The organism is Ensifer sp. M14 (assembly GCF_003355565.1).
In the GTDB taxonomy this organism is placed as follows: domain Bacteria; phylum Pseudomonadota; class Alphaproteobacteria; order Rhizobiales; family Rhizobiaceae; genus Ensifer.
In genome coordinates, this window is the sequence record NZ_QJNR01000004.1 from 2,678,678 (window position 1) to 2,695,643 (window position 16,966).

23 protein-coding genes are annotated in these 16,966 nt (G+C 62.4%); 14 read left to right on the forward strand and 9 right to left on the reverse strand.

Going from position 1 to position 16,966, the window contains the following annotated elements:
• Window positions 1-3: 3 nt before the first annotated feature.
• Window positions 4-288, reverse strand: a complete 285-nt coding sequence (locus BLJAPNOD_RS12905; RefSeq protein WP_115420099.1) for a DUF2282 domain-containing protein — start codon at window positions 286-288, stop codon at window positions 4-6.
• Between the two features lie 58 nt (window positions 289-346).
• Window positions 347-616: a DUF2282 domain-containing protein gene (locus tag BLJAPNOD_RS12910; protein ID WP_115420100.1), complete on the reverse strand. Its 270-nt coding sequence runs from the start codon at window positions 614-616 to the stop codon at window positions 347-349.
• Between BLJAPNOD_RS12910 and BLJAPNOD_RS12915 the strand changes: the two genes are divergently transcribed.
• From BLJAPNOD_RS12915 to BLJAPNOD_RS12925, 3 genes are read left to right on the forward strand one after another with little or no spacing between them, the layout of a single operon-like run.
• Entirely contained in the window at window positions 603-806 is a 204-nt protein-coding gene (locus tag BLJAPNOD_RS12915; protein ID WP_147294545.1) for a hypothetical protein, read from the forward strand. The two genes, BLJAPNOD_RS12910 and BLJAPNOD_RS12915, sit on opposite strands and share 14 nt — an antisense overlap.
• Window positions 807-842: 36 nt before the next feature.
• Entirely contained in the window at window positions 843-1,409 is a 567-nt protein-coding gene (locus BLJAPNOD_RS12920) for a sigma-70 family RNA polymerase sigma factor (RefSeq protein WP_115420102.1), read from the forward strand.
• The gene (locus BLJAPNOD_RS12925) at window positions 1,396-2,031 is read left to right on the forward strand and encodes a DUF1109 domain-containing protein (RefSeq protein WP_115420103.1); all 636 of its coding nucleotides are present in this window, start codon (window positions 1,396-1,398) and stop codon (window positions 2,029-2,031) included. Before BLJAPNOD_RS12920 ends, BLJAPNOD_RS12925 begins: the two co-directional genes overlap by 14 nt.
• Window positions 2,032-2,059: 28 nt before the next feature.
• Here the strand turns inward: BLJAPNOD_RS12925 and BLJAPNOD_RS12930 are convergent, their stop codons facing one another.
• Together BLJAPNOD_RS12930 and BLJAPNOD_RS12935 are read right to left on the reverse strand one after the other, a co-directional pair.
• Window positions 2,060-2,650 (reverse strand): hypothetical protein, encoded by a 591-nt coding sequence (locus BLJAPNOD_RS12930; RefSeq protein ID WP_077503745.1) that lies wholly within the window; start codon window positions 2,648-2,650, stop codon window positions 2,060-2,062.
• Between the two features lie 11 nt (window positions 2,651-2,661).
• On the reverse strand, window positions 2,662-3,048 hold the full coding sequence (locus BLJAPNOD_RS12935; protein ID WP_077503744.1) for an acyl-CoA thioesterase: 387 nt from the start codon (window positions 3,046-3,048) through the stop codon (window positions 2,662-2,664).
• A gap of 212 nt (window positions 3,049-3,260) precedes the next feature.
• On the opposite strand from BLJAPNOD_RS12935, the gene BLJAPNOD_RS12940 reads away from it, so the two are divergent.
• The 9 genes from BLJAPNOD_RS12940 (at window position 3,261) to BLJAPNOD_RS12980 (ending at window position 11,917) form a co-directional block, all read left to right on the forward strand.
• Complete coding sequence (locus BLJAPNOD_RS12940) at window positions 3,261-5,075, forward strand: methyl-accepting chemotaxis protein (RefSeq protein ID WP_115420104.1); 1,815 nt, start codon at window positions 3,261-3,263, stop codon at window positions 5,073-5,075.
• Between the two features lie 287 nt (window positions 5,076-5,362).
• Entirely contained in the window at window positions 5,363-5,914 is a 552-nt protein-coding gene (locus tag BLJAPNOD_RS12945) for a Kazal-type serine protease inhibitor domain-containing protein (protein WP_244610936.1), read from the forward strand.
• 378 nt (window positions 5,915-6,292) lie between these two features.
• On the forward strand, window positions 6,293-7,543 hold the full coding sequence (locus BLJAPNOD_RS12950) for an extensin family protein (RefSeq protein WP_115420106.1): 1,251 nt from the start codon (window positions 6,293-6,295) through the stop codon (window positions 7,541-7,543).
• Window positions 7,544-7,778: 235 nt separating this feature from the next.
• Window positions 7,779-8,600 (forward strand): sulfite exporter TauE/SafE family protein, encoded by an 822-nt coding sequence (locus BLJAPNOD_RS12955; protein WP_115420107.1) that lies wholly within the window; start codon window positions 7,779-7,781, stop codon window positions 8,598-8,600.
• Between the two features lie 299 nt (window positions 8,601-8,899).
• Window positions 8,900-9,232 (forward strand): metalloregulator ArsR/SmtB family transcription factor, encoded by a 333-nt coding sequence (locus BLJAPNOD_RS12960; protein ID WP_077503740.1) that lies wholly within the window; start codon window positions 8,900-8,902, stop codon window positions 9,230-9,232.
• A complete protein-coding gene (locus BLJAPNOD_RS12965) occupies window positions 9,229-9,636 on the forward strand; it encodes a YeeE/YedE family protein (protein ID WP_077503739.1) in 408 nt (135 codons plus the stop codon). Before BLJAPNOD_RS12960 ends, BLJAPNOD_RS12965 begins: the two co-directional genes overlap by 4 nt.
• Window positions 9,633-10,121 (forward strand): YeeE/YedE family protein, encoded by a 489-nt coding sequence (locus BLJAPNOD_RS12970; RefSeq protein ID WP_077503738.1) that lies wholly within the window; start codon window positions 9,633-9,635, stop codon window positions 10,119-10,121. Before BLJAPNOD_RS12965 ends, BLJAPNOD_RS12970 begins: the two co-directional genes overlap by 4 nt.
• 111 nt (window positions 10,122-10,232) lie before the next feature.
• Window positions 10,233-11,159, forward strand: coding sequence for an ABC transporter ATP-binding protein (locus BLJAPNOD_RS12975; protein ID WP_115420108.1), 927 nt, complete (start codon window positions 10,233-10,235; stop codon window positions 11,157-11,159).
• Window positions 11,156-11,917 (forward strand): ABC transporter permease, encoded by a 762-nt coding sequence (locus BLJAPNOD_RS12980; RefSeq protein WP_077503736.1) that lies wholly within the window; start codon window positions 11,156-11,158, stop codon window positions 11,915-11,917. Before BLJAPNOD_RS12975 ends, BLJAPNOD_RS12980 begins: the two co-directional genes overlap by 4 nt.
• A gap of 37 nt (window positions 11,918-11,954) precedes the next feature.
• On the opposite strand, the gene BLJAPNOD_RS12985 is transcribed toward BLJAPNOD_RS12980, so the two are convergent.
• From BLJAPNOD_RS12985 to BLJAPNOD_RS13000, 4 genes are all read right to left on the reverse strand, one after another.
• The gene (locus BLJAPNOD_RS12985) at window positions 11,955-12,635 is read right to left on the reverse strand and encodes a permease (RefSeq protein WP_115420109.1); all 681 of its coding nucleotides are present in this window, start codon (window positions 12,633-12,635) and stop codon (window positions 11,955-11,957) included.
• Window positions 12,636-12,831: 196 nt separating this feature from the next.
• A complete protein-coding gene (locus BLJAPNOD_RS12990) occupies window positions 12,832-13,533 on the reverse strand; it encodes a TIGR02281 family clan AA aspartic protease (protein ID WP_115420110.1) in 702 nt (233 codons plus the stop codon).
• A complete protein-coding gene (locus BLJAPNOD_RS12995; RefSeq protein WP_115420111.1) occupies window positions 13,530-13,751 on the reverse strand; it encodes a DUF1289 domain-containing protein in 222 nt (73 codons plus the stop codon). Before BLJAPNOD_RS12995 ends, BLJAPNOD_RS12990 begins: the two co-directional genes overlap by 4 nt.
• Before the next feature lie 70 nt (window positions 13,752-13,821).
• Complete coding sequence (locus BLJAPNOD_RS13000; RefSeq protein WP_115420112.1) at window positions 13,822-14,610, reverse strand: adenosylcobinamide-GDP ribazoletransferase; 789 nt, start codon at window positions 14,608-14,610, stop codon at window positions 13,822-13,824.
• Window positions 14,611-14,760: 150 nt separating this feature from the next.
• Between BLJAPNOD_RS13000 and cobT the strand changes: the two genes are divergently transcribed.
• Together cobT and BLJAPNOD_RS13010 are read left to right on the forward strand one after the other, a co-directional pair.
• Complete coding sequence (cobT, locus tag BLJAPNOD_RS13005; protein WP_115421281.1) at window positions 14,761-15,777, forward strand: nicotinate-nucleotide--dimethylbenzimidazole phosphoribosyltransferase; 1,017 nt, start codon at window positions 14,761-14,763, stop codon at window positions 15,775-15,777.
• Window positions 15,778-16,006: 229 nt separating this feature from the next.
• Complete coding sequence (locus tag BLJAPNOD_RS13010) at window positions 16,007-16,420, forward strand: diacylglycerol kinase (protein ID WP_077503731.1); 414 nt, start codon at window positions 16,007-16,009, stop codon at window positions 16,418-16,420.
• A gap of 6 nt (window positions 16,421-16,426) precedes the next feature.
• Here the strand turns inward: BLJAPNOD_RS13010 and BLJAPNOD_RS13015 are convergent, their stop codons facing one another.
• The gene (locus BLJAPNOD_RS13015; protein WP_115420113.1) at window positions 16,427-16,966 is read right to left on the reverse strand and encodes a GNAT family N-acetyltransferase; all 540 of its coding nucleotides are present in this window, start codon (window positions 16,964-16,966) and stop codon (window positions 16,427-16,429) included.

A 16,966-nucleotide genomic window follows, 5' to 3' on the forward strand; every position in this document is an offset into this window, starting at 1 on the left:
CGGTCAGACCGGAGCCGGGCCCTGCGTCAGCGAGCCATGGCCATTCGGCGTCTTCATCGCCTCGCATGTGCCAGTGGGAACGAGCTTCCAGGCATTTTGCTGATGATCAACCTTGGAGGTGCCGGCGCAGGTGGTGCCCGGTCCTGCGGCGCAATCATTCTGCCCCTTGAGGGCGACGCCGTAGCACTTCTCCTTTGACGCGTCGGCGGCCGTGGCCGGTACGCTGGCGATGAGCGACAGCGCGGTTGCGACGGAGGCGGCAAAGACGCTTGCGGATATCTTGTTCATGATGCGGTTCAGTCCTGAATCTGTTGAGGAAGGCTTGCTGTCGAGGGCAGAGAGACGATCATGCCGGCATCAGCATGCCGTGACCGTCAGGGGTCTTCATCGAGGTGCAGGTGCCAGCCGGGACGAGCTTGAACGATGCCTTGTCGAAATCCATCGTCGACTTGCCGGCGCAGTCATGTTTGCCTGCGGCGCAATCGTTCTGGCCCTTCATGGCAACGCCGTAGCACTTTTCGCTGTTTTCGGCGGCGAAGGCAGCCGGGGCAGCTATAGTTGCCAGCGCCGAAGCGAGCGAACCTGCGAGCGCCAGAGTAGCGATGCTGTTTTTCATGGAACTATCTCCGTTGATGGTCGGCCATGATCGGCTGACACTTGGGTTACGGAGGCTGATCGCCGATCGTTACATCGGGGTTTTCGATTTTTTTCACGCCGTGCGCTTGCAGTCTCTTCCATTGCAGGAGAAAACGCAGGCGAACCAAGGCTTTCCGGCGATTCAGAAATATTTCTTCCAAGACCGGTAACAAAAACGTGTGCCCGTTCGTAGAGGATGATGTCGGGTGAATTCTTCGATGCGTGAGCAGGAATGGGCGGAATGGATGCGCAACGCCATGAAGGGCGACACGCAGGCCTACCATCGCTTCCTCGGCGCCGTGACCCCGCATCTGCGCGCCATGGCACGCCGGCGCTGCAATCAGTTCGGGGCGCCGGCGAGCGAAGCGGAGGATGTGGTGCAGGAAGTGCTGCTGGCCGTCCACCTCAAGCGCGCAACGTGGGATCCGGACCGGCCGATCGGTCCTTGGCTATCGGCGATCGTGCGCAACAAGCTCATCGACAGCCTGCGTCGCCGGGGTCGGCACGTGAATGTGCCGATCGAAGACGTGATTGCGACATTGGAGGCGGAAGAGCAGGGTGACGGGCTGGACCGGATGGACGCGGTCAACATGCTGGAACGCCTGAAGGACCCGCAGCGTGATATCGTCCGCTCGATCTCGCTGGAAGGTGCGGGCGTGCGCGAAACGGCCGAACGGCTGAAGATGAGCGAAGGGGCGGTGCGCGTGGCGCTGCACAGGGCATTGAAGTCGTTGGCAGCCCTTTATCGGAGTGAGACACGTGAAGACGAATGACCTGATCAGCCTGTTGGCCGTGGATGCGGCGGTCGGAATGCGGCTTGGCCGCATGCTGGCGCTTGCCGTCTTCGCCGGGGTCGTCGCGTCCGCCCTGGTTCTGCTGTTGACGGTGGGGGTGCGCCCCAACCTGGCAACCGCCATCGAGACGGCGCGGGTCCTGTTCAAGATCGGCTTCACGCTGGTTCTCGCCATAGCCGCTTGCCGTCTCGTCTTCCTTGTCGGACAGCCCGGGCGATCACTCAAGGCGCGTGGATTTCGGCTCGCCGTTCCCCTTGTGCTGCTTGCCATTGCCGTTTTGTCCGAGCTTTCCGTGCTGCCTTCTGAGGCGTGGACGACGAGCATGCTCGGCAAGAACGCCGGCTTCTGCCTGTTCTTCATCCCAGTGCTGTCGCTGGCGCCGCTTGCAGGCTTCCTGTTCGTGCTGAAGAACGGTGCGCCGGAAAATCCCGGTCTTGCCGGTGCTTCGGCCGGGCTTGCCGCGGGCGCCATTGCCGCTTCGCTCTATGCCTTCCATTGCCCGGACGACAGTCCGTTGTTCCTGGCGGTCTGGTACTCGATTGCCGTTCTGGTGATCACCACCGTCGGCTACCTCATCGGGCGGCGTTGGCTGCGCTGGTAGGCGATGCTCTCGACCTTCGCCGCCGCCCTCAATCCAAAAGGTCGAAGGCCCGGTACATCCACACAAGCTGATAGGTGACGGCACAGATGAGGAATGCGGCATGGAAACGCCGGTTCGGCGTCCAGGCGGCGATCAGGCATAGGGCAATATAGGTCGCGTTGCGCACCGGATATTCGATCCCGTAGGACGCGAAATAGGCTTTGCCCTTGAGCGCGGTATCGACGAGATCGACGGCAAAGGCGAGCGCCAGAAAGGCGAAGAACCACTTTCGCCGCGACATGAAGTAATGCTCGTAGTCGCTGTAATCCTCGAGCGTCGTCGGAAAGAGCAGCACGCAGAGAAAAAAGAAGACGCAGCAATAGAGGATGACGAAGAGATAGACGGTGACGTCGAGCACGGGCAGGGCATGGAGGTGGAACTCCCACCACCAGAAATGCACGAGGAAGACGAACATGAACAGTACCCATCCGAGATGGATCCAGTAGACCCGGGTCTTTCCCGGGTGCTGCACGAAGAGCGCAAGCCCGCTTAAGAGCCGCGCAAGGCTGAGGCTGACGACCATGCCCATGACGACGCGGATATGCGAGAAGATCGCGGGATCAGGCTGGCTCGGGTCCACGGTCGCCCCTCCTATTCCGCCGGTACCACCTTTGGTTTTCCGTTCTCGTCGAGCGCGACCATGACGAAGATTGCGTCGGTCACCTTCTCCATCAGATGCGAGAGGTAACGCTGTGCCCAGGCCTCGACCTTAAGGGTCATCGAGGTGCGCCCGACCTTGACGACATCCGTATAGATGCAGAGCGTATCGCCGATCTTGACCGGCAGCGCGAAGGCCATTTCCTTCACTGCCGCCGTCACCACGCGGCCGCGGGCCCGCTCGGCTGCACGGATGCCGCAGGAAAGGTCCATCTGCGCCATCACCCAGCCGCCGAAGATGTCGCCGGCGGCATTGGCGTCGGCTGGCATGGCCAGTGTGCGCAAGGTCAGTTCGCCGGTCGGTCTGGTGTCTGCGGTCATGGTTGTCTCCCTCGTGTCTCAGGAGATGTAGCGCATGGTTGCTTCGTCAGGGAAGTGTGCGCGCAGACAAATTGCGTCTGGTTGACGATCACGAACTTCATTCGTTGCGAAGGTGTTAATTGAGATTTGTCAAATTTAGGGATCGTTTGTTAGGGGCTTTGCAAACAGACATCCTTACCCTGCACGCTTCTACTGGAGGCAGGGGACTGGGGATGAAGAGATTCAGGATTTCGGTGCGGCTCTATGCGCTCGTCGCATTCGCACTGTTGACCATGGCTGCGGCGCTGACATTCGGCCTGTTTCAGGCACAGGACAAGCTCGTCGGCGAACGCAAGGCGATGTTGTCGGCCATGAACGAGAACGCCGTTGCGGTGTTCGACGCCTATCACAAACAGGAAGTGGCCGGCACGCTGTCGCGCGAAGATGCACAGAAGCGTGCGCTCGAAGCGGTCAAGGCGATGCGCTATCAGGGTAGCGGCTATTTCTGGATCAACGACATGCATCCGACGATGATCATGCATCCGATCAAGCCGGAAATGGACGGCAGCGACCTTTCCGCCAACAAGGATCCGAACGGCAAGCACCTCTTCGTCGAATTCGTCAAGACGGTGGAAAAGAGCGGGCAGGGCTTCGTCGATTACTATTGGCCGAAGCCGGGCGCTGACGAGCCGGTGCTGAAATACTCTCACGTCGCCGGCTTCAAACCCTGGGGCTGGGTGGTCGGCACCGGCGTTTACTCCGACGATCTCACGGCCATGTTCCGCGAGCGCGCCTGGCAGGTTGCCGGCATTCTTCTCGCCGCAGCACTGGCGATCCTGATGGCGGCGCTGGCGATCGTGCGCAGCGTGGTCAAGCCTGTCGAGAATCTGAAGGCGTCGATGCGGTCGATTGCCGATGAGGATCTCTCGTCTGACGTACCGGAAACCGACCGCGGCGACGAGATCGGCCAGATGGCCAAGGTTCTCGTGGTCTTGCGCGATTCGGTGCGCGAGCGGCTGGAGTTGCGTTCCCGCGAATCCGAACAGCAGGACAGGCTGGAGTCGGAGCGGCGCGGCAATGAGCAGCGCCAGCGGGCGACCGCCGATGCGCAGGCCGATGCCATGGAGACCGTGGGGGCCGCGCTCGAATTGCTGGCCAGCGGCGACCTGACGGCCGAGATCGGCCATATCGCCCCGGAATACGGCAAGCTCAGGCAGGACTTCAACACGGCGGTTGCCGCCCTTCGCGACGTCATCGGCTCGATCTCGCATTCGACCGAGATCGTCACCGCCAGCGCCGGCGACATTTCGGAAGCTGCCAACAACCTGTCGCGCCGCACCGAGCAGCAGGCGGCGGCTCTGGAAGAAACCGCAGCAGCGCTGGACGAGATCACCTCGACGGTCCGCCATTCCTCCGACCGGGCCAACGAAGCACGCAACATGGTCGATGAGACCAAGGCGAGTGCGGCGAAATCCGGCGGCATCGTGCGCAACGCCATCGACGCCATGGGGCGGATCGAGACCTCTTCGAGCCGGATCAGCCAGATCATCGGCGTGATTGACGAGATCGCTTTCCAGACCAATCTCCTGGCGCTGAACGCCGGCGTCGAAGCGGCACGGGCGGGCGAAGCCGGCCGTGGCTTCGCGGTGGTGGCGCAGGAAGTGCGCGAGCTAGCACAGCGTTCTGCCGGCGCCGCCAAGGAGATCAAGGAACTGATCGGCACGTCGGTGCGCGAAGTCGGCGCCGGGGTCGAGCTGGTACGCTCGACCGGCGATGCGCTGACCGAGATCGAAGCGCTGGTCAACCGGGTCAACGAACAGGTTGCCTCGATTGCAACGGCTGCTCGCGAACAGGCGACGGGTCTCGCCGAGGTCAATACGGCCGTCAACAGCATGGACCAGATGACCCAGCAGAACGCAGCCATGGTGGAAGAGACGACGGCCGCAAGCCAGACGCTTGCAGCCGAGAGCCGCGAATTGAAGATGCTCCTGACCAAGTTCCGCCTGCAGGAAACGTCTCGGCAGGCCGCCTACGGCCGGGCTGCCTGAAACGGCAGCCGACGATCGATGAAGGGCCCGCGTGCGAAAGCACGCGGGCCCTTTGCCATCTCGGGCGTTCGCCGAGGCGTGCCATGGGATTGGAAGCGCGGATGCGGCGCTGAAGGCACTAGCTGCGCGCGCATGTTGCCCCCTTGAGCCCCTCTTCAACCGTCTGTGCGTCAGGGATGAAGCGGACTTGACCAATCCGTGTGCGGGGTTAGATACGGCTGGACGGGGGCGGAATGATACGGCATGGCGCCGGGTCGGCGGCTGCCGGTGCTCTGAAGGGGATATTCTTGGCGCTTCTCAAACTTCTTTTCACGCGGCCGGGGGCGGCTATTCTGTTGGCATTCGGATTTCTGTCCGCCTGTACCGTCGTGGTCGATGAACCGCGGCCCGGCCCGGGGCCGATCCGTCCGCCGATGTGCACGATGGAATATGCGCCGGTTTGCGGCGAGCGCGGCAATCGCATGCGCACCTTCTCGAATTCGTGCCAGGCGCGGGCCGATGGCTTCAATATGATCCATCGCGGCGAGTGCCGCCCGGACTACCGTCCGCCCGAGCGCGAGCCGCAGGCTTGCACGCGGGAATATGCGCCTGTGTGCGGCCAGCGCGGTCGCCAGCAGCAGACCTTCTCGAATGCCTGCATGGCACGCGCCGACGGCTTCCGCGTGGTTGCACCCGGCGAGTGCCGCCGCGACGACGACCGTCCGCCGCAGGGCCAGTTCTGCACCCGCGAATACGCGCCGGTCTGCGGCCAGCGCGGCAACCGGATTCAGACCTTCCCGAACTCCTGTGAAGCTGGTGGCGCCGGCTTCCGCGTCGTGCACCCCGGTGAGTGCCGCTAGGCATACGTAAACCGCAAGAACTGCAAAGGCCCGCGCGGAGCAATCGGCGCGGGCCTTTTTGCGCCGGTGCGCTTTTGGTTTTCTCCGTGGCGTGAATTGCGTCGAGGCGCAGCATATTTCACGCTGCAATTTAAGGTTCGCGGCCCGTGGGTAAACGGGCCTTTATGGCCATGCGACCGGAAAGGCTTCGCCTCCGGACCTGCCGGATGTTGGGGCCCGCTCGCAAGGCTTCATTTACCGTGTTTGCATAAAATGCATCGCAAATCGGCCTTTTTCGGTGGAGTGCCCGGCTTGCGACACAGGTGGCCTGCACCGCTTTAACGTTGGTTGTGTGCGGCGATGTCGTTGATACGTTCTGGATAAAGGCGGCAAATCGGTATGGTGTATGTTCCCTCTCTCCATCGTCCGTTGACGGCGTTCCTGCTGTCGATCTCGCTTGTCGCGTGCACGACCGATGTGCTGACGCCCTCGGCGCGGATCGAAGGCGGTGAACGCGTAGGCTCGATCAGGCCCGTTCCGGTCGACGCAGTGCCGGAGCAGGAGGTTGCGGCCTATCCTTCCGGTGAGCCGGTTTCGACTTTCAGCACCGGTGGCGGCACGGCAATGCCGGCCGTGACGCATCAGCAGACGCGCCGCGCATTGCCGATGATCGATAGCGAAGAGGCGCTTTCCGGCGCCCAGCCGGCCAATATCGGCTCGACCGCCATTCCTTCCGAAGGCGTCAACATGGATGCAATGCTTGGCGTTCAGCCCGTGGTCGGGCTGGCGGAGGAGCAGAACAACGAGATCGCCGAGGGCAACGCCAGCCAGCCTGTTGTGGGCGGCATCGGCGAGGACAATGTCCGTCAGCTCGGCAGTCCGCCGCAGACGCTGAACGAGGCGCAGGCGAGCCTTGGCGGCGACCCGGATCTGCCGCCTTTGACGGCGGAGCAGATTTCCACCGAAGAGGCTGAGCGTCGTCGCGCCTTCGAGCGACAGAAGGCAATGCAGCGCGCCCAGAAACCGCAGGAGGTTGCGATGCTGCCACGGGCACGCAATCCTCTGTCGGAGCCGGAACAGCAGTTCACGGGCCAGATGCCGCGCTCGGAAATTGCCTGCCGCCAGCGGTTGCGAAAGCTTGGGGTCGAGTTCCGCGATATCCCGCGGATCAACAACGGTCCGTCCTGCGGCATCGACTATCCGATCGAGCTTGCGGGCCTGTCCGGCGGCATCGACGTCAAGCCCGCGGTCAAGCTCAACTGCGAAGTGACGGAAGCCTTCGCCAAGTGGGTGAAGTACGAACTGGCGCCATCGTCACGCTACCGCTACTGGTCCGGCGTCAAGACGATCAAGCCGCTCGGCGGTTACTCCTGCCGGACCATGAATTCGCGCCGGGGCAACCCGATGTCCGAGCACGCGCATGGCAACGCCATCGATGTCGGCAAGTTTGTTCTGAAGAACGGCAAGGAAATCGACGTGCGTAAGAAGGGCTTCTTCGCCTTTCGCGAGAAGGGTCTGTTGAAGGCCGTGCGCACCGACAGCTGCAAATACTTCAACACGGTGCTCGGTCCCGGCAGCGATCCCTATCACAAGGATCATTTCCACTTCGACCTGAGAACCCGCAAGACCGGCTACCGTCACTGCGATTGACGGACACTTGCGCAGCGCAAATCGTAAGCCGGCAAAAAAAGAGGCCGGCGGTGAGCCGGCCGACGTCCGGAGAGGGGGTCTCCGGAACTGAAGCGATGCGTGCAAATCACGAGGCGGCTGGCCGCGTGCAACGCCAAACTGATTGAAAAGCATCACCGTTTCGTGACAGAACTGGCGTGCCGGCGGGAATATCGTGCTTCTTCGCCGGATTCCCACTGTCTCGATTGGAGCAGCCGTGCCGCCGGTTTCGGAACTGATGATGTTTGCCCTCGCGCTGGCCGCTGCCGGCGTGGTTGCCGGCCTGCTTGCCGGTCTTTTCGGCATTGGTGGCGGGGCGATCCTTGTCCCCGTTTTCTACCAGGTGTTTGGATTGCTCGGTATCGACGATGCCGTTCGCATGCATCTCTCGGTCGGAACGTCTCTCGCGATTATCGTGCCGACCTCCGTGCGATCCTTCCTGTCGCACTACAAACGGGGCGTCGTCGACATGGCGCTGTTGCGAAACTGGACCGTCGCCGTGCCGCTCGGCGCGATCCTGGCGTCGGTCATCGCAGCGTCTGTCAGCAGTGGAACGCTTCGGCTGATCTTTGCGGTGATTGCGCTTGCCGTCGCCTTTCGCATGCTGTTCAACCGTGCAAGCTGGCGACTTGGCTCCGACCTGCCGCGCAATCCGGTAAAATGGCTGGTCGGCGTTGCGATCGGCATCCTCTCAGGGCTCATGGGCATCGGCGGCGGTGTGCTCAACAACACCTTCATGACGCTCTACGGCCGCCCGATCCATCAGGCGGTCGCGACCTCGGCCGGCGTCGGGGTGCTGATCTCGATCCCGGGACTTTTCGGCTACGTCTGGGCTGGATGGGGCATGCCGGGTCTACCGCCGCTTTCAACCGGCTTCATCAACTGGATCGCGGTCGCATTGATCATCCCGATCACATTGCTGGTCGCGCCGCTCGGTGTGCGCGCCGCCCACGCCTTGAACCGGCGTCAGCTCGAGACCGGATTCGGCATCTTCATGATTTTGATTGCGGCGCGGTTTCTCTACAGCCTTTACGGGTAAAGCGTTTTCGCGTCAGGGATTTTAGCCTGACCTTATGGTTGTTTTCCGTTAAAAAGAAAACTCAAGCGGGTATTTTCGAACGGCTCACCGTTGTAGCGAACTGTTTTTTCTATATGATTTTTCGCGATCGCGTTGAAGTACGCCGGCGCGCGGTGGTAACGCGTTTGTGTTTCGTCTGACATGTGAATAAGTAATACGATAATATATTAATTCGTATAACAATCATGGATTGAGTCCTGGTTTGTTCCGGGCGCTTCTTTTGGGTCTCCACTCACTCCTAGGCACGACAGGAGGAAAGCATGGGTACTGTTATGCGATTTCCAGGGGTGCGTGCCGACATGACGGCACACGCCACCGAAGTCTCACTCATCCTGCGCACGCTTGCCAACCGCAACAGGCTGCTGATCGTCACCACGCTTCTCGAAGGAGAGCATTCCGTGGCGGCACTGGAAGAGTTGCTCGGGATCCGCCAGCCGACGCTTTCGCAGCAATTGACCGTCTTGCGCGATGCCGGCGTCGTTTCGACGCGGCGGCAGGCCAAGCAGGTTTTCTATCGCCTCAGCCATGATAAGGTCGGGCGGCTCGTGGGCACGCTGTGTCAGATCTTCTGTCGCGAAGGCGCGAAAAAATGAATGAATATTGGAGTGCGCTTGCCGGAGGCCTGCTGATCGGGCTCTCGGCGGCGATGCTGATGGTGGCCAACGGTCGCGTGGCCGGCATCAGCGGGATTGTTGGAAGGCTGTTGCAGGGTGTGCAGGCCGCAACCGGGTTCGTTTTCGTAGTTGGCCTGATCTCGGGGCCTGTGATCTACCGTCTTTTCGCCGGCACCTGGCCAACGGTCACTGTCACGTCCTCCTGGCCGCTGTTGGTGATTGCCGGGCTGCTTGTCGGCTTTGGCTCGCGCATGGGCTCGGGCTGCACCAGCGGTCACGGTGTCGTGGGTCTCGCCCGGCTTTCGCGCCGGTCTGTCGCAGCGGTTGCGACTTTCATGATTGCGGCCGTCGTCACTGTCTATCTCCAAGGTTTCTTCCAATGAGCGGCAGCGCCTTCCTGCGGCTGGGCGCAACCCTTGCGTCCGGCGCCATCTTCGGCATTGGCCTGTCGCTTTCCGGCATGCTGGATCCGGCTCGGGTGCGCGGCTTTCTCGACATCACGCGCGACTGGAACCCGAGCCTTGCTTTCGTGCTTGGCGGCGCAGTCGCCGTGTCAGCGCTCGGGGTCCTCGTGACGCGACGCATGCAGCGGCCGTTGCTGGATGATGCCTTTCATCTGCCACAGAACCGCGTGATCGACCGCCGCCTCATTATCGGCTCGGCGATTTTCGGCGTCGGCTGGGGTCTGGTCGGTCTCTGCCCCGGTCCGGCACTTGCATCGCTGTCACTCGGGCTGCCGGCGACGGCGCTTTTCGCAATCGCCATGCTTGGCGGCATGGTGCTGCACGATCGCCTGCCGAAGCTTGGATCGGGGCGGCAAGGCGGGGGCGAGGGGCGGATAGGCATGGAAAGCGGCCGTTTGTCCTGACGTTGACACTCCGTCACCTTGTTTTTTCCATCCGGTAGGCTGCAAATTGCGGTGAATCGTCCCATATAGGCGGGACCTGCCGACTTCGCCCCCCGCATCCGGATCAGCTTCATGGCGCCTATCGTTTCCGTTTCCAATCTGTCGAAGACCTATGCCTCGGGTTTCAAAGCGCTGAAAGGCGTCAGTCTCGATATCGAGCAGGGCGAGATCCTGGCTTTGCTGGGACCGAACGGGGCGGGCAAGACCACGCTGATCTCGATCATCTGCGGTATCGTCAATCCGAGTGGTGGCACGGTGCTGGTCAACGGCCATGACGTCGTGCGCGATTTTCGCGAGACCCGGGCGATGATCGGCCTGGTGCCGCAGGAACTGACGACGGACGCATTCGAAACGGTCTGGAACACCGTCACCTTTTCGCGCGGTCTGCACGGCAAGAAACCAAACCCGGCCCATATCGAAAAGGTGCTGAAGGATCTGTCCCTCTGGGACAAGAAGGACAACATGCTGCGCGAGCTTTCCGGCGGCATGAAGCGGCGCGTGCTGATCGCCAAGGCGCTGTCGCACGAACCGCGCGTGCTCTTCCTCGACGAGCCGACGGCCGGCGTCGACGTCAGCCTGCGCAAGAGCATGTGGGAAGTCGTCGAGCGGTTGCGCGCCTCGGGCGTCACGATCATCCTGACGACGCATTATATCGAAGAGGCGGAAGAGATCGCCGACCGCATCGGCGTCATCAATGGCGGCGAAATTCTTCTGGTGGAGGACAAGACGGCGCTGATGTCGAAGCTCGGGCGCAAGCAGCTGCGGGTGGACCTGTCGCATCCGCTGGACGCAGTGCCCGAAACGCTGTCGTCGTACAATCTCACGCTCGAAGGCGACGGCCATTGCCTGATCTACGACTATGACACCAGCGCCGAGCGCACCGGCATAACCTCGCTGCTGGCGGCACTTGCCGAAGCCGGTGTACGCCTCAAGGACATTTCCACGCGGCAGAGTTCGCTGGAGGACATTTTCGTCGAGATCGTGGGAGCCGGACGATGAACATCGAAGCGATCAAGTCGATCTACTTTTTCGAGATGGCCCGCACGCGGCGCACGCTGCTGCAGAGCGTGGTCTCACCGGTCATTTCCACCTCGCTCTATTTCATCGTCTTCGGCGCGGCGATTGGCGCGCGCATTCAGGAGATCAACGGCGTCTCCTACGGCGCCTTCATCACGCCCGGGCTGATCATGCTGACGCTTCTGACGCAATGCATCGGCAACGGTTCCTTCGGCATCTATTTCCCGAAATTCACCGGAACGATCTACGAGGTTCTGTCCTCACCGGTGTCGATGATCGAGATCGTGCTTGGCTATGTTGGAGCAGCGGCGACCAAGGGCCTGATGATCGGCACGATCATCCTTCTGACAGCTTCGCTGTTCGTCGATCTTTCGATCGCGCATCCCCTGGCGATGATTTTCTTCTTCGTGCTGACCGCCGTATCGTTCAGCCTGTTCGGCTTCATCATCGGCATCTGGGCCAAGGACTTCGAGCAGCTGAACCTGATTCCGATGCTGGTCATCCCACCGCTGGTGTTTCTCGGCGGCAGCTTCTACTCGATCGACATGCTGCCGCCGTTCTGGCAGGCGGTCAGCCACTTCAACCCGGTTCTCTATCTCATCAGCGGTTTCCGCTGGAGCTTCTTTGAAGTCTCCGACGTCAACCCGGTATTCAGCGCCGCGATCATTCTGGTCTTCCTGACGGTCTGCCTTTCGGTGCTCGCCTGGATCTTCCGCACCGGCTATCGGCTGCGGAACTGACCGAGGCGCGTTCGGGCCAGCCAATCCCGACCGAAAATCAGGCCGGTGCGCCGCCAGTGCCAAAGACGATAGCGGCGCCTGCCATGAAAATGGCAACCAGCGCCTGAACCATGGTCCAGAGGACGCGCAGCGCCGCCTGTGCCGTCGACAGGCCGAGGTCGGACTTGAACCAGCGTGTCTCGACGATCACGTACCAGACGAACGCGACAAGGATGAAGGCGAGGCCGGCGGCAAGCGCTTTCTGGCTTGCCGTCCGGGAGAGCAGCATGCCGATGCTGAGCGCAAGCGCGAACGGCGCCGTGATGTAGCATTGGCTGTAGAAGGGCGCCCGCAGCGTGTCCCGCGTCAATCGTGCGCCCTTGTGATGCAGCAACTTGACCGCCATCAGCAGCGGCAGAATGCTGAAGGCGACGGCACGAAACATCAGGAGATTGGAATCGTTTGCCAGCAGCGCCGGCGGCGACCAGGGTGTCGTCTGATTGACGAGCCCGAGTTCGACGCCATGGGCCAGCAGCAGCGTGATCAGCAGAAACAGCGGCGGGCTCAGCGTTTCGGTATATTGCTCCGCGATGTCGTCCGTCAGTTCCACGTCGGCATAGCGCATCATCGCCTGGGGCTGGCGCAGCGTGCGCCACATCGTAAGCGGATAGAACAGCAGCCACGACACGAGTTCATAGAGAAGCTCTTCGATCGACTTCAGCAGTCGCATGAAATCCATGAAGTGCTTCTCCCCAAAAGCGTGTCGCGCAAAAGTGTGCGGTGGTTTTGCGATAACGACGTGCACAGAAACAAGAGCTTAAAGCGCAACAAGCGAATCTGAAAGATCGCGGCGCGCTTTAAGCAACAGGCTGCGGACATTCCCGCACGCCGATATCGCCACCATGCACGAAGAAGCGTTTGCCGCAACTCCCGGCTCAGTCGCGCAGCCGAAGTTCGTCGGTGCGCATCTGCAGGAAGTCTAGTGTGGACAGGAAGCTCATGCCGAGCAGGCTCTGGTCGAGCTTGCCTTCGGCAGCGACCGTTGCGCGAACGTCATTGCGCACGATCGGGCCGATCGCGACCTGCGAAAGCAGCACGGGTGCGGCCATCGCCTGGCCGTTGGCGGTCATCACGGTCACCGTGTAGCTCAGATTTGCCGGGTCAAGACCGATGCGCTCGGCATCCTCATAGGTGAGCGCGATGCTGCTGGCGCCGGTGTCGACCAGCATGTTGATTTCCTGGCCGTTGACCGTTGCATTGGTCTCGAAATGGCCGTTGATCATCTTCTGCAGCACCACCTCCTGGCGACCCTCGCTGTCGGTGATGACGGTCGCACGACCGGGCATCAGACCGGCGAGCACCCGGTTGCCGTAGCCTTGCAGCTCGAAGCGGTAGACATAGGCCGAGACGAGCGCGAGCACGATCAGCAGCCAGATTGCCGCCTGCCGGGCGCCTTCGCCAAAGCGGCGACGGCTCTGCCAGATGCCGGCGCTGAGCAGTGTGGCGATGGCGCCGAGCGAGACGAGTTGGCCGAAATCGTCATTCGCCAGCCCGAAGGTGCGGCCGGCGTCGTGGTTGACGATCAGCAACAGGAGGCCGATCGCAAGGATAGCGAGCAGGATCAGAAGGCGTGTCATGCGTCGCCGCGTTCCCTGGCCATGCGTGTGCGGCGCGTTTCGCGGCGTGGCTTGCGCTCCATCGTTTCGAGCCTTGCCGGCAACGCCAGCATGATCTCCCGGCGCTCGGCGTCGGTATAGAGCGACCAGGCGCCAACCTCGTTGCGCGTGCGGCCGCAGCCGAAACAGTAGCCGGTCTTGTCATCGATGGAACAGACGAGAATGCAGGGAGTTTCCATGGTCCTGAACTGAAGGTCCCGGGTTGCGGCGGCGCGGGCCGGCGTTGTTTCGACTGATTATATCGGCTTTTCAAACTGTCAGCGCAAGGGCGCCGAGAACCGCGATCTCGGTCAATTGCTGTGTGGCGCCGATCGTATCGCCGGTGTGGCCGCCGATCTTGCGGGCGGCGAGGCGGCCAAAGACTGTAACGGTTGCGATGACGGCAACAAGCGACAGGATGAGTGCGAGCGCCGGTGCCTTGGCAAAATAGAAGAGCAGCATGGCGAAGAGGGTGCCTGAGCCAAGTGCGAAGGATGTGGCCGCTGGATCCGGTTCGCCGGCCGAGGCGGCGACGCCGTCGCGGCGGGCCGGCGGCAGGCGCGACCAATGCCAGACCATGGCGGCACGGCTGAGCGCAGCGGCGCCCAGGATCATCAGCCCGGCGCCTGATGGCGTGAACAGCGGCAGGAAGGAGGCCAGCGCCGACACGCGCAGGCCGAATGAGAGGATCAACGCCACCGCACCATAGGAGCCGATGCGGCTATCCTTCATGATCACCAGCGCCGCCTCGCGGTCGCGTCCGCCGCCGAAGCCGTCGGCGGTGTCGCCGAGGCCGTCCTCGTGCAGGCAGCCGGTGATGAGCGCTTGCACGGCAACGACGACGAAGGCGGTGAAGAGGGAACTGACCTGCAAGGCCATTAGCAAGGAAGCGACAGCGGCTGCGGGCAGGGCGATCAGCAGGCCCGCCAACGGGAAGGCGCGAACGGCCCGGTTCAGCCGGCCGTCGTAATCGATGAAATGCCGTTGCGGCATGTGGATGCGGCTGAGGAAAGCGACCGAGCGCGCCAGATCGTCACAAAAATCGCGCAGATAGGTCATCACCCCTCCAGATCCGCTGCGCCGAATCGACGCCCTTCCGGCGGATCATGCTCCGGCGACGTGGATTGGCGCAAATGTCGTTGCCCGAAATTTCCTCGCCCTCTATGAGGAGCGTGGATTGAGCTTCACGATATGCAAGGATTCTTCTCCATGAGCGCCAGCGGCCTGCCGTTTGATGATTTCCGCGAATTGCTGCGCAACCTGCCAGGCCCGAATTCGGCCGCGCTGGTTGCCGCGCGCGATCGCGATGCGCAGCTGACGAAGCCGCCGGGTGCGCTCGGGCGCCTCGAGGAGATCGCCTTCTGGCTTGCCGCCTGGACCGGCAAGCCGCCGGCGGTCAACCGGCCGCTCGTTGCCATTTTCGCCGGCAATCACGGCGTCACCCGCCAGGGCGTGACGCCCTTTCCTTCGTCGGTCACGGCACAGATGGTCGAGAACTTTGCCGCAGGCGGCGCTGCGATCAACCAGATCTGCGTCAGCCACGATCTCGGTCTGAAGGTGTTCGACCTCGCTCTCGACTATCCCACCGGTGATATCACCGAGGAAGCCGCCCTTTCCGAGCGTGACTGTGCGGCAACCATGGCCTTCGGTATGGAAGCGGTCGCCGGCGGAACCGATCTCCTGTGCATCGGCGAGATGGGCATCGGCAACACGACGATCGCCGCGGCGATCAATCTCGGCCTTTACGGCGGCACTGCCGAAGATTGGGTCGGTCCGGGTACGGGCTCTGAAGGCGAGGTGCTCAAGCGCAAGGTCGCTGCGGTCGAAAAGGCAGTGGCGCTTCATCGCAACCATCTGTCCGACCCGCTCGAACTGATGCGCCGTCTCGGCGGTCGTGAAATTGCTGCCATGGCCGGTGCCATCCTTGCGGCCCGCATGCAGCAGGTTCCCGTCATCCTCGACGGTTATGTGGCGACAGCTGCCGGCGCGATCCTCAAGGCCGCCAACCCGTCGGCGCTCGACCATTGCCTGATCGGCCATGTCTCGGGCGAACCAGGGCACATGCGGGCGATCGAGAAGCTGGGCAAGACGCCGCTACTGGCGCTCGGCATGCGGCTTGGTGAAGGCACGGGTGCGGCGCTGGCCGCCGGTATCGTCAAGGCCGCTGCCGCCTGCCATGGCGGCATGGCGACGTTCGCGCAGGCGGGCGTCAGCAACAAGAACTGACCAGGGAACGGCGGGCGTTCGAGCGAAGGCCTGCCGTTTGCTGTCGATTGGCTGTCGTCGGCCTCTGACTTGCCCGTAACGGGCCTTGCTGGCCGCATTCTTCTCGCCTATCCAGAGGCGCATATGCACGCCGCAGCCGCCTGCCGGCGGCCACTGCAACCGAGACCGCCTTGCATTCGCCTCAATAACGATGTCGAAGCAGCGCAGTTTTATAGCCAGTCGAGATGAAATGGACGCCAACAACACCACGCCACGCCGCGGCCAGACCGGGCCGGTCGAAAAGCAGACAGGGATCCGCCATCTGTTCGCAGCCGCAAGCTATTCGCTGGGCGGCGCCAAACGGCTGATCGGCGAGGCAGCGTTCCGGCACGAGCTGATCGCCTTTGCGGTGGCCATGGTCGCGTTCGCCATCGCCGGCGCCACCTTCTTCCAGTATATCGCCATGGCGATCCTGTTCCTGCTGATGATGGCCTTCGAGGCGATTAACACCGCGATCGAAGAGATCGTCGACCGCGTCTCGCCGGAAATTTCCGAGATGGGCAAGAATGCGAAGGATCTCGGCTCGTTCGCCTGCCTCTGCCTCATCGTGGCCAACGCTGTCTATGCGGGCTACGTGGTGATCTTCGTCGGCTTTTTCGGCTGAACGGTATCAGCCGTTCGGTCCGACCCGGTAGAGCACGGGCGGCCGCAGCGGATTGCCTGCGGGCACGGTCGTGTCGTCGAAATCCTCGGTCGGATCGCTTCGCATTCCAAGCTTCTCCATCAGCGCCCGCGAGGGATTGTTGATGCGTGACGTGTAGCCGATGATTTCCGTCAGTTCGAGCCTCGTCCAGGCATGCTCAAGGCAGGCACGGGCTGCTTCCAGAGCATAGCCGTTGCGCCAGTAGTGTCGTCCGAGGATCCAGCCGATCTCGACATGCGGACCGCCGGGAATTTCGTCTCCGGCGATGGAAAGACCCAAGCCGCCGATGAGGGTCGCATCCGCCTTGCGTTCCAGTGCGACGAAGCCGAAGCCATGTTTGCGCAGGTGGGCATCGCATTCGGCGATAACGTCTGCCGTCTCCGCCGGCGTGAGGATGCTGGGATAGTAGTAGCGCCGGACGTCCGGATCGGCGTTGATAACGGCAAAGGGTGCGATATCGCACTCGTCCCAGGGCCGCAGCCGCAGGCGCTCGGTTTCGATCCGCAT

What these genes read in the sequence shown, in the direction of transcription:
- BLJAPNOD_RS12975 (WP_115420108.1), top strand. Translation starts at nt 10,233, where the DNA reads ATGGCGCCTATCGTTTCCGTTTCCAATCTGTCGAAGACCTATGCCTCG.
- BLJAPNOD_RS12950 (WP_115420106.1), top strand. Translation starts at nt 6,293, where the DNA reads ATGGTGTATGTTCCCTCTCTCCATCGTCCGTTGACGGCGTTCCTGCTG.
- BLJAPNOD_RS12985 (WP_115420109.1), bottom strand. Translation starts at nt 12,635, where the DNA reads ATGGATTTCATGCGACTGCTGAAGTCGATCGAAGAGCTTCTCTATGAA.
- BLJAPNOD_RS12940 (WP_115420104.1), top strand. Translation starts at nt 3,261, where the DNA reads ATGAAGAGATTCAGGATTTCGGTGCGGCTCTATGCGCTCGTCGCATTC.
- BLJAPNOD_RS12965 (WP_077503739.1), top strand. Translation starts at nt 9,229, where the DNA reads ATGAATGAATATTGGAGTGCGCTTGCCGGAGGCCTGCTGATCGGGCTC.
- BLJAPNOD_RS12905 (WP_115420099.1), bottom strand. Translation starts at nt 288, where the DNA reads ATGAACAAGATATCCGCAAGCGTCTTTGCCGCCTCCGTCGCAACCGCG.
- BLJAPNOD_RS12990 (WP_115420110.1), bottom strand. Translation starts at nt 13,533, where the DNA reads ATGACACGCCTTCTGATCCTGCTCGCTATCCTTGCGATCGGCCTCCTG.
- BLJAPNOD_RS12915 (WP_147294545.1), top strand. Translation starts at nt 603, where the DNA reads ATGCTGTTTTTCATGGAACTATCTCCGTTGATGGTCGGCCATGATCGG.
- BLJAPNOD_RS13000 (WP_115420112.1), bottom strand. Translation starts at nt 14,610, where the DNA reads ATGACCTATCTGCGCGATTTTTGTGACGATCTGGCGCGCTCGGTCGCT.
- BLJAPNOD_RS13015 (WP_115420113.1), bottom strand. Translation starts at nt 16,966, where the DNA reads ATGCGGATCGAAACCGAGCGCCTGCGGCTGCGGCCCTGGGACGAGTGC.
- BLJAPNOD_RS12995 (WP_115420111.1), bottom strand. Translation starts at nt 13,751, where the DNA reads ATGGAAACTCCCTGCATTCTCGTCTGTTCCATCGATGACAAGACCGGC.
- cobT (WP_115421281.1), top strand. Translation starts at nt 14,761, where the DNA reads ATGAGCGCCAGCGGCCTGCCGTTTGATGATTTCCGCGAATTGCTGCGC.
- BLJAPNOD_RS12980 (WP_077503736.1), top strand. Translation starts at nt 11,156, where the DNA reads ATGAACATCGAAGCGATCAAGTCGATCTACTTTTTCGAGATGGCCCGC.
- BLJAPNOD_RS12960 (WP_077503740.1), top strand. Translation starts at nt 8,900, where the DNA reads ATGGGTACTGTTATGCGATTTCCAGGGGTGCGTGCCGACATGACGGCA.
- BLJAPNOD_RS13010 (WP_077503731.1), top strand. Translation starts at nt 16,007, where the DNA reads ATGGACGCCAACAACACCACGCCACGCCGCGGCCAGACCGGGCCGGTC.
- BLJAPNOD_RS12970 (WP_077503738.1), top strand. Translation starts at nt 9,633, where the DNA reads ATGAGCGGCAGCGCCTTCCTGCGGCTGGGCGCAACCCTTGCGTCCGGC.
- BLJAPNOD_RS12910 (WP_115420100.1), bottom strand. Translation starts at nt 616, where the DNA reads ATGAAAAACAGCATCGCTACTCTGGCGCTCGCAGGTTCGCTCGCTTCG.
- BLJAPNOD_RS12935 (WP_077503744.1), bottom strand. Translation starts at nt 3,048, where the DNA reads ATGACCGCAGACACCAGACCGACCGGCGAACTGACCTTGCGCACACTG.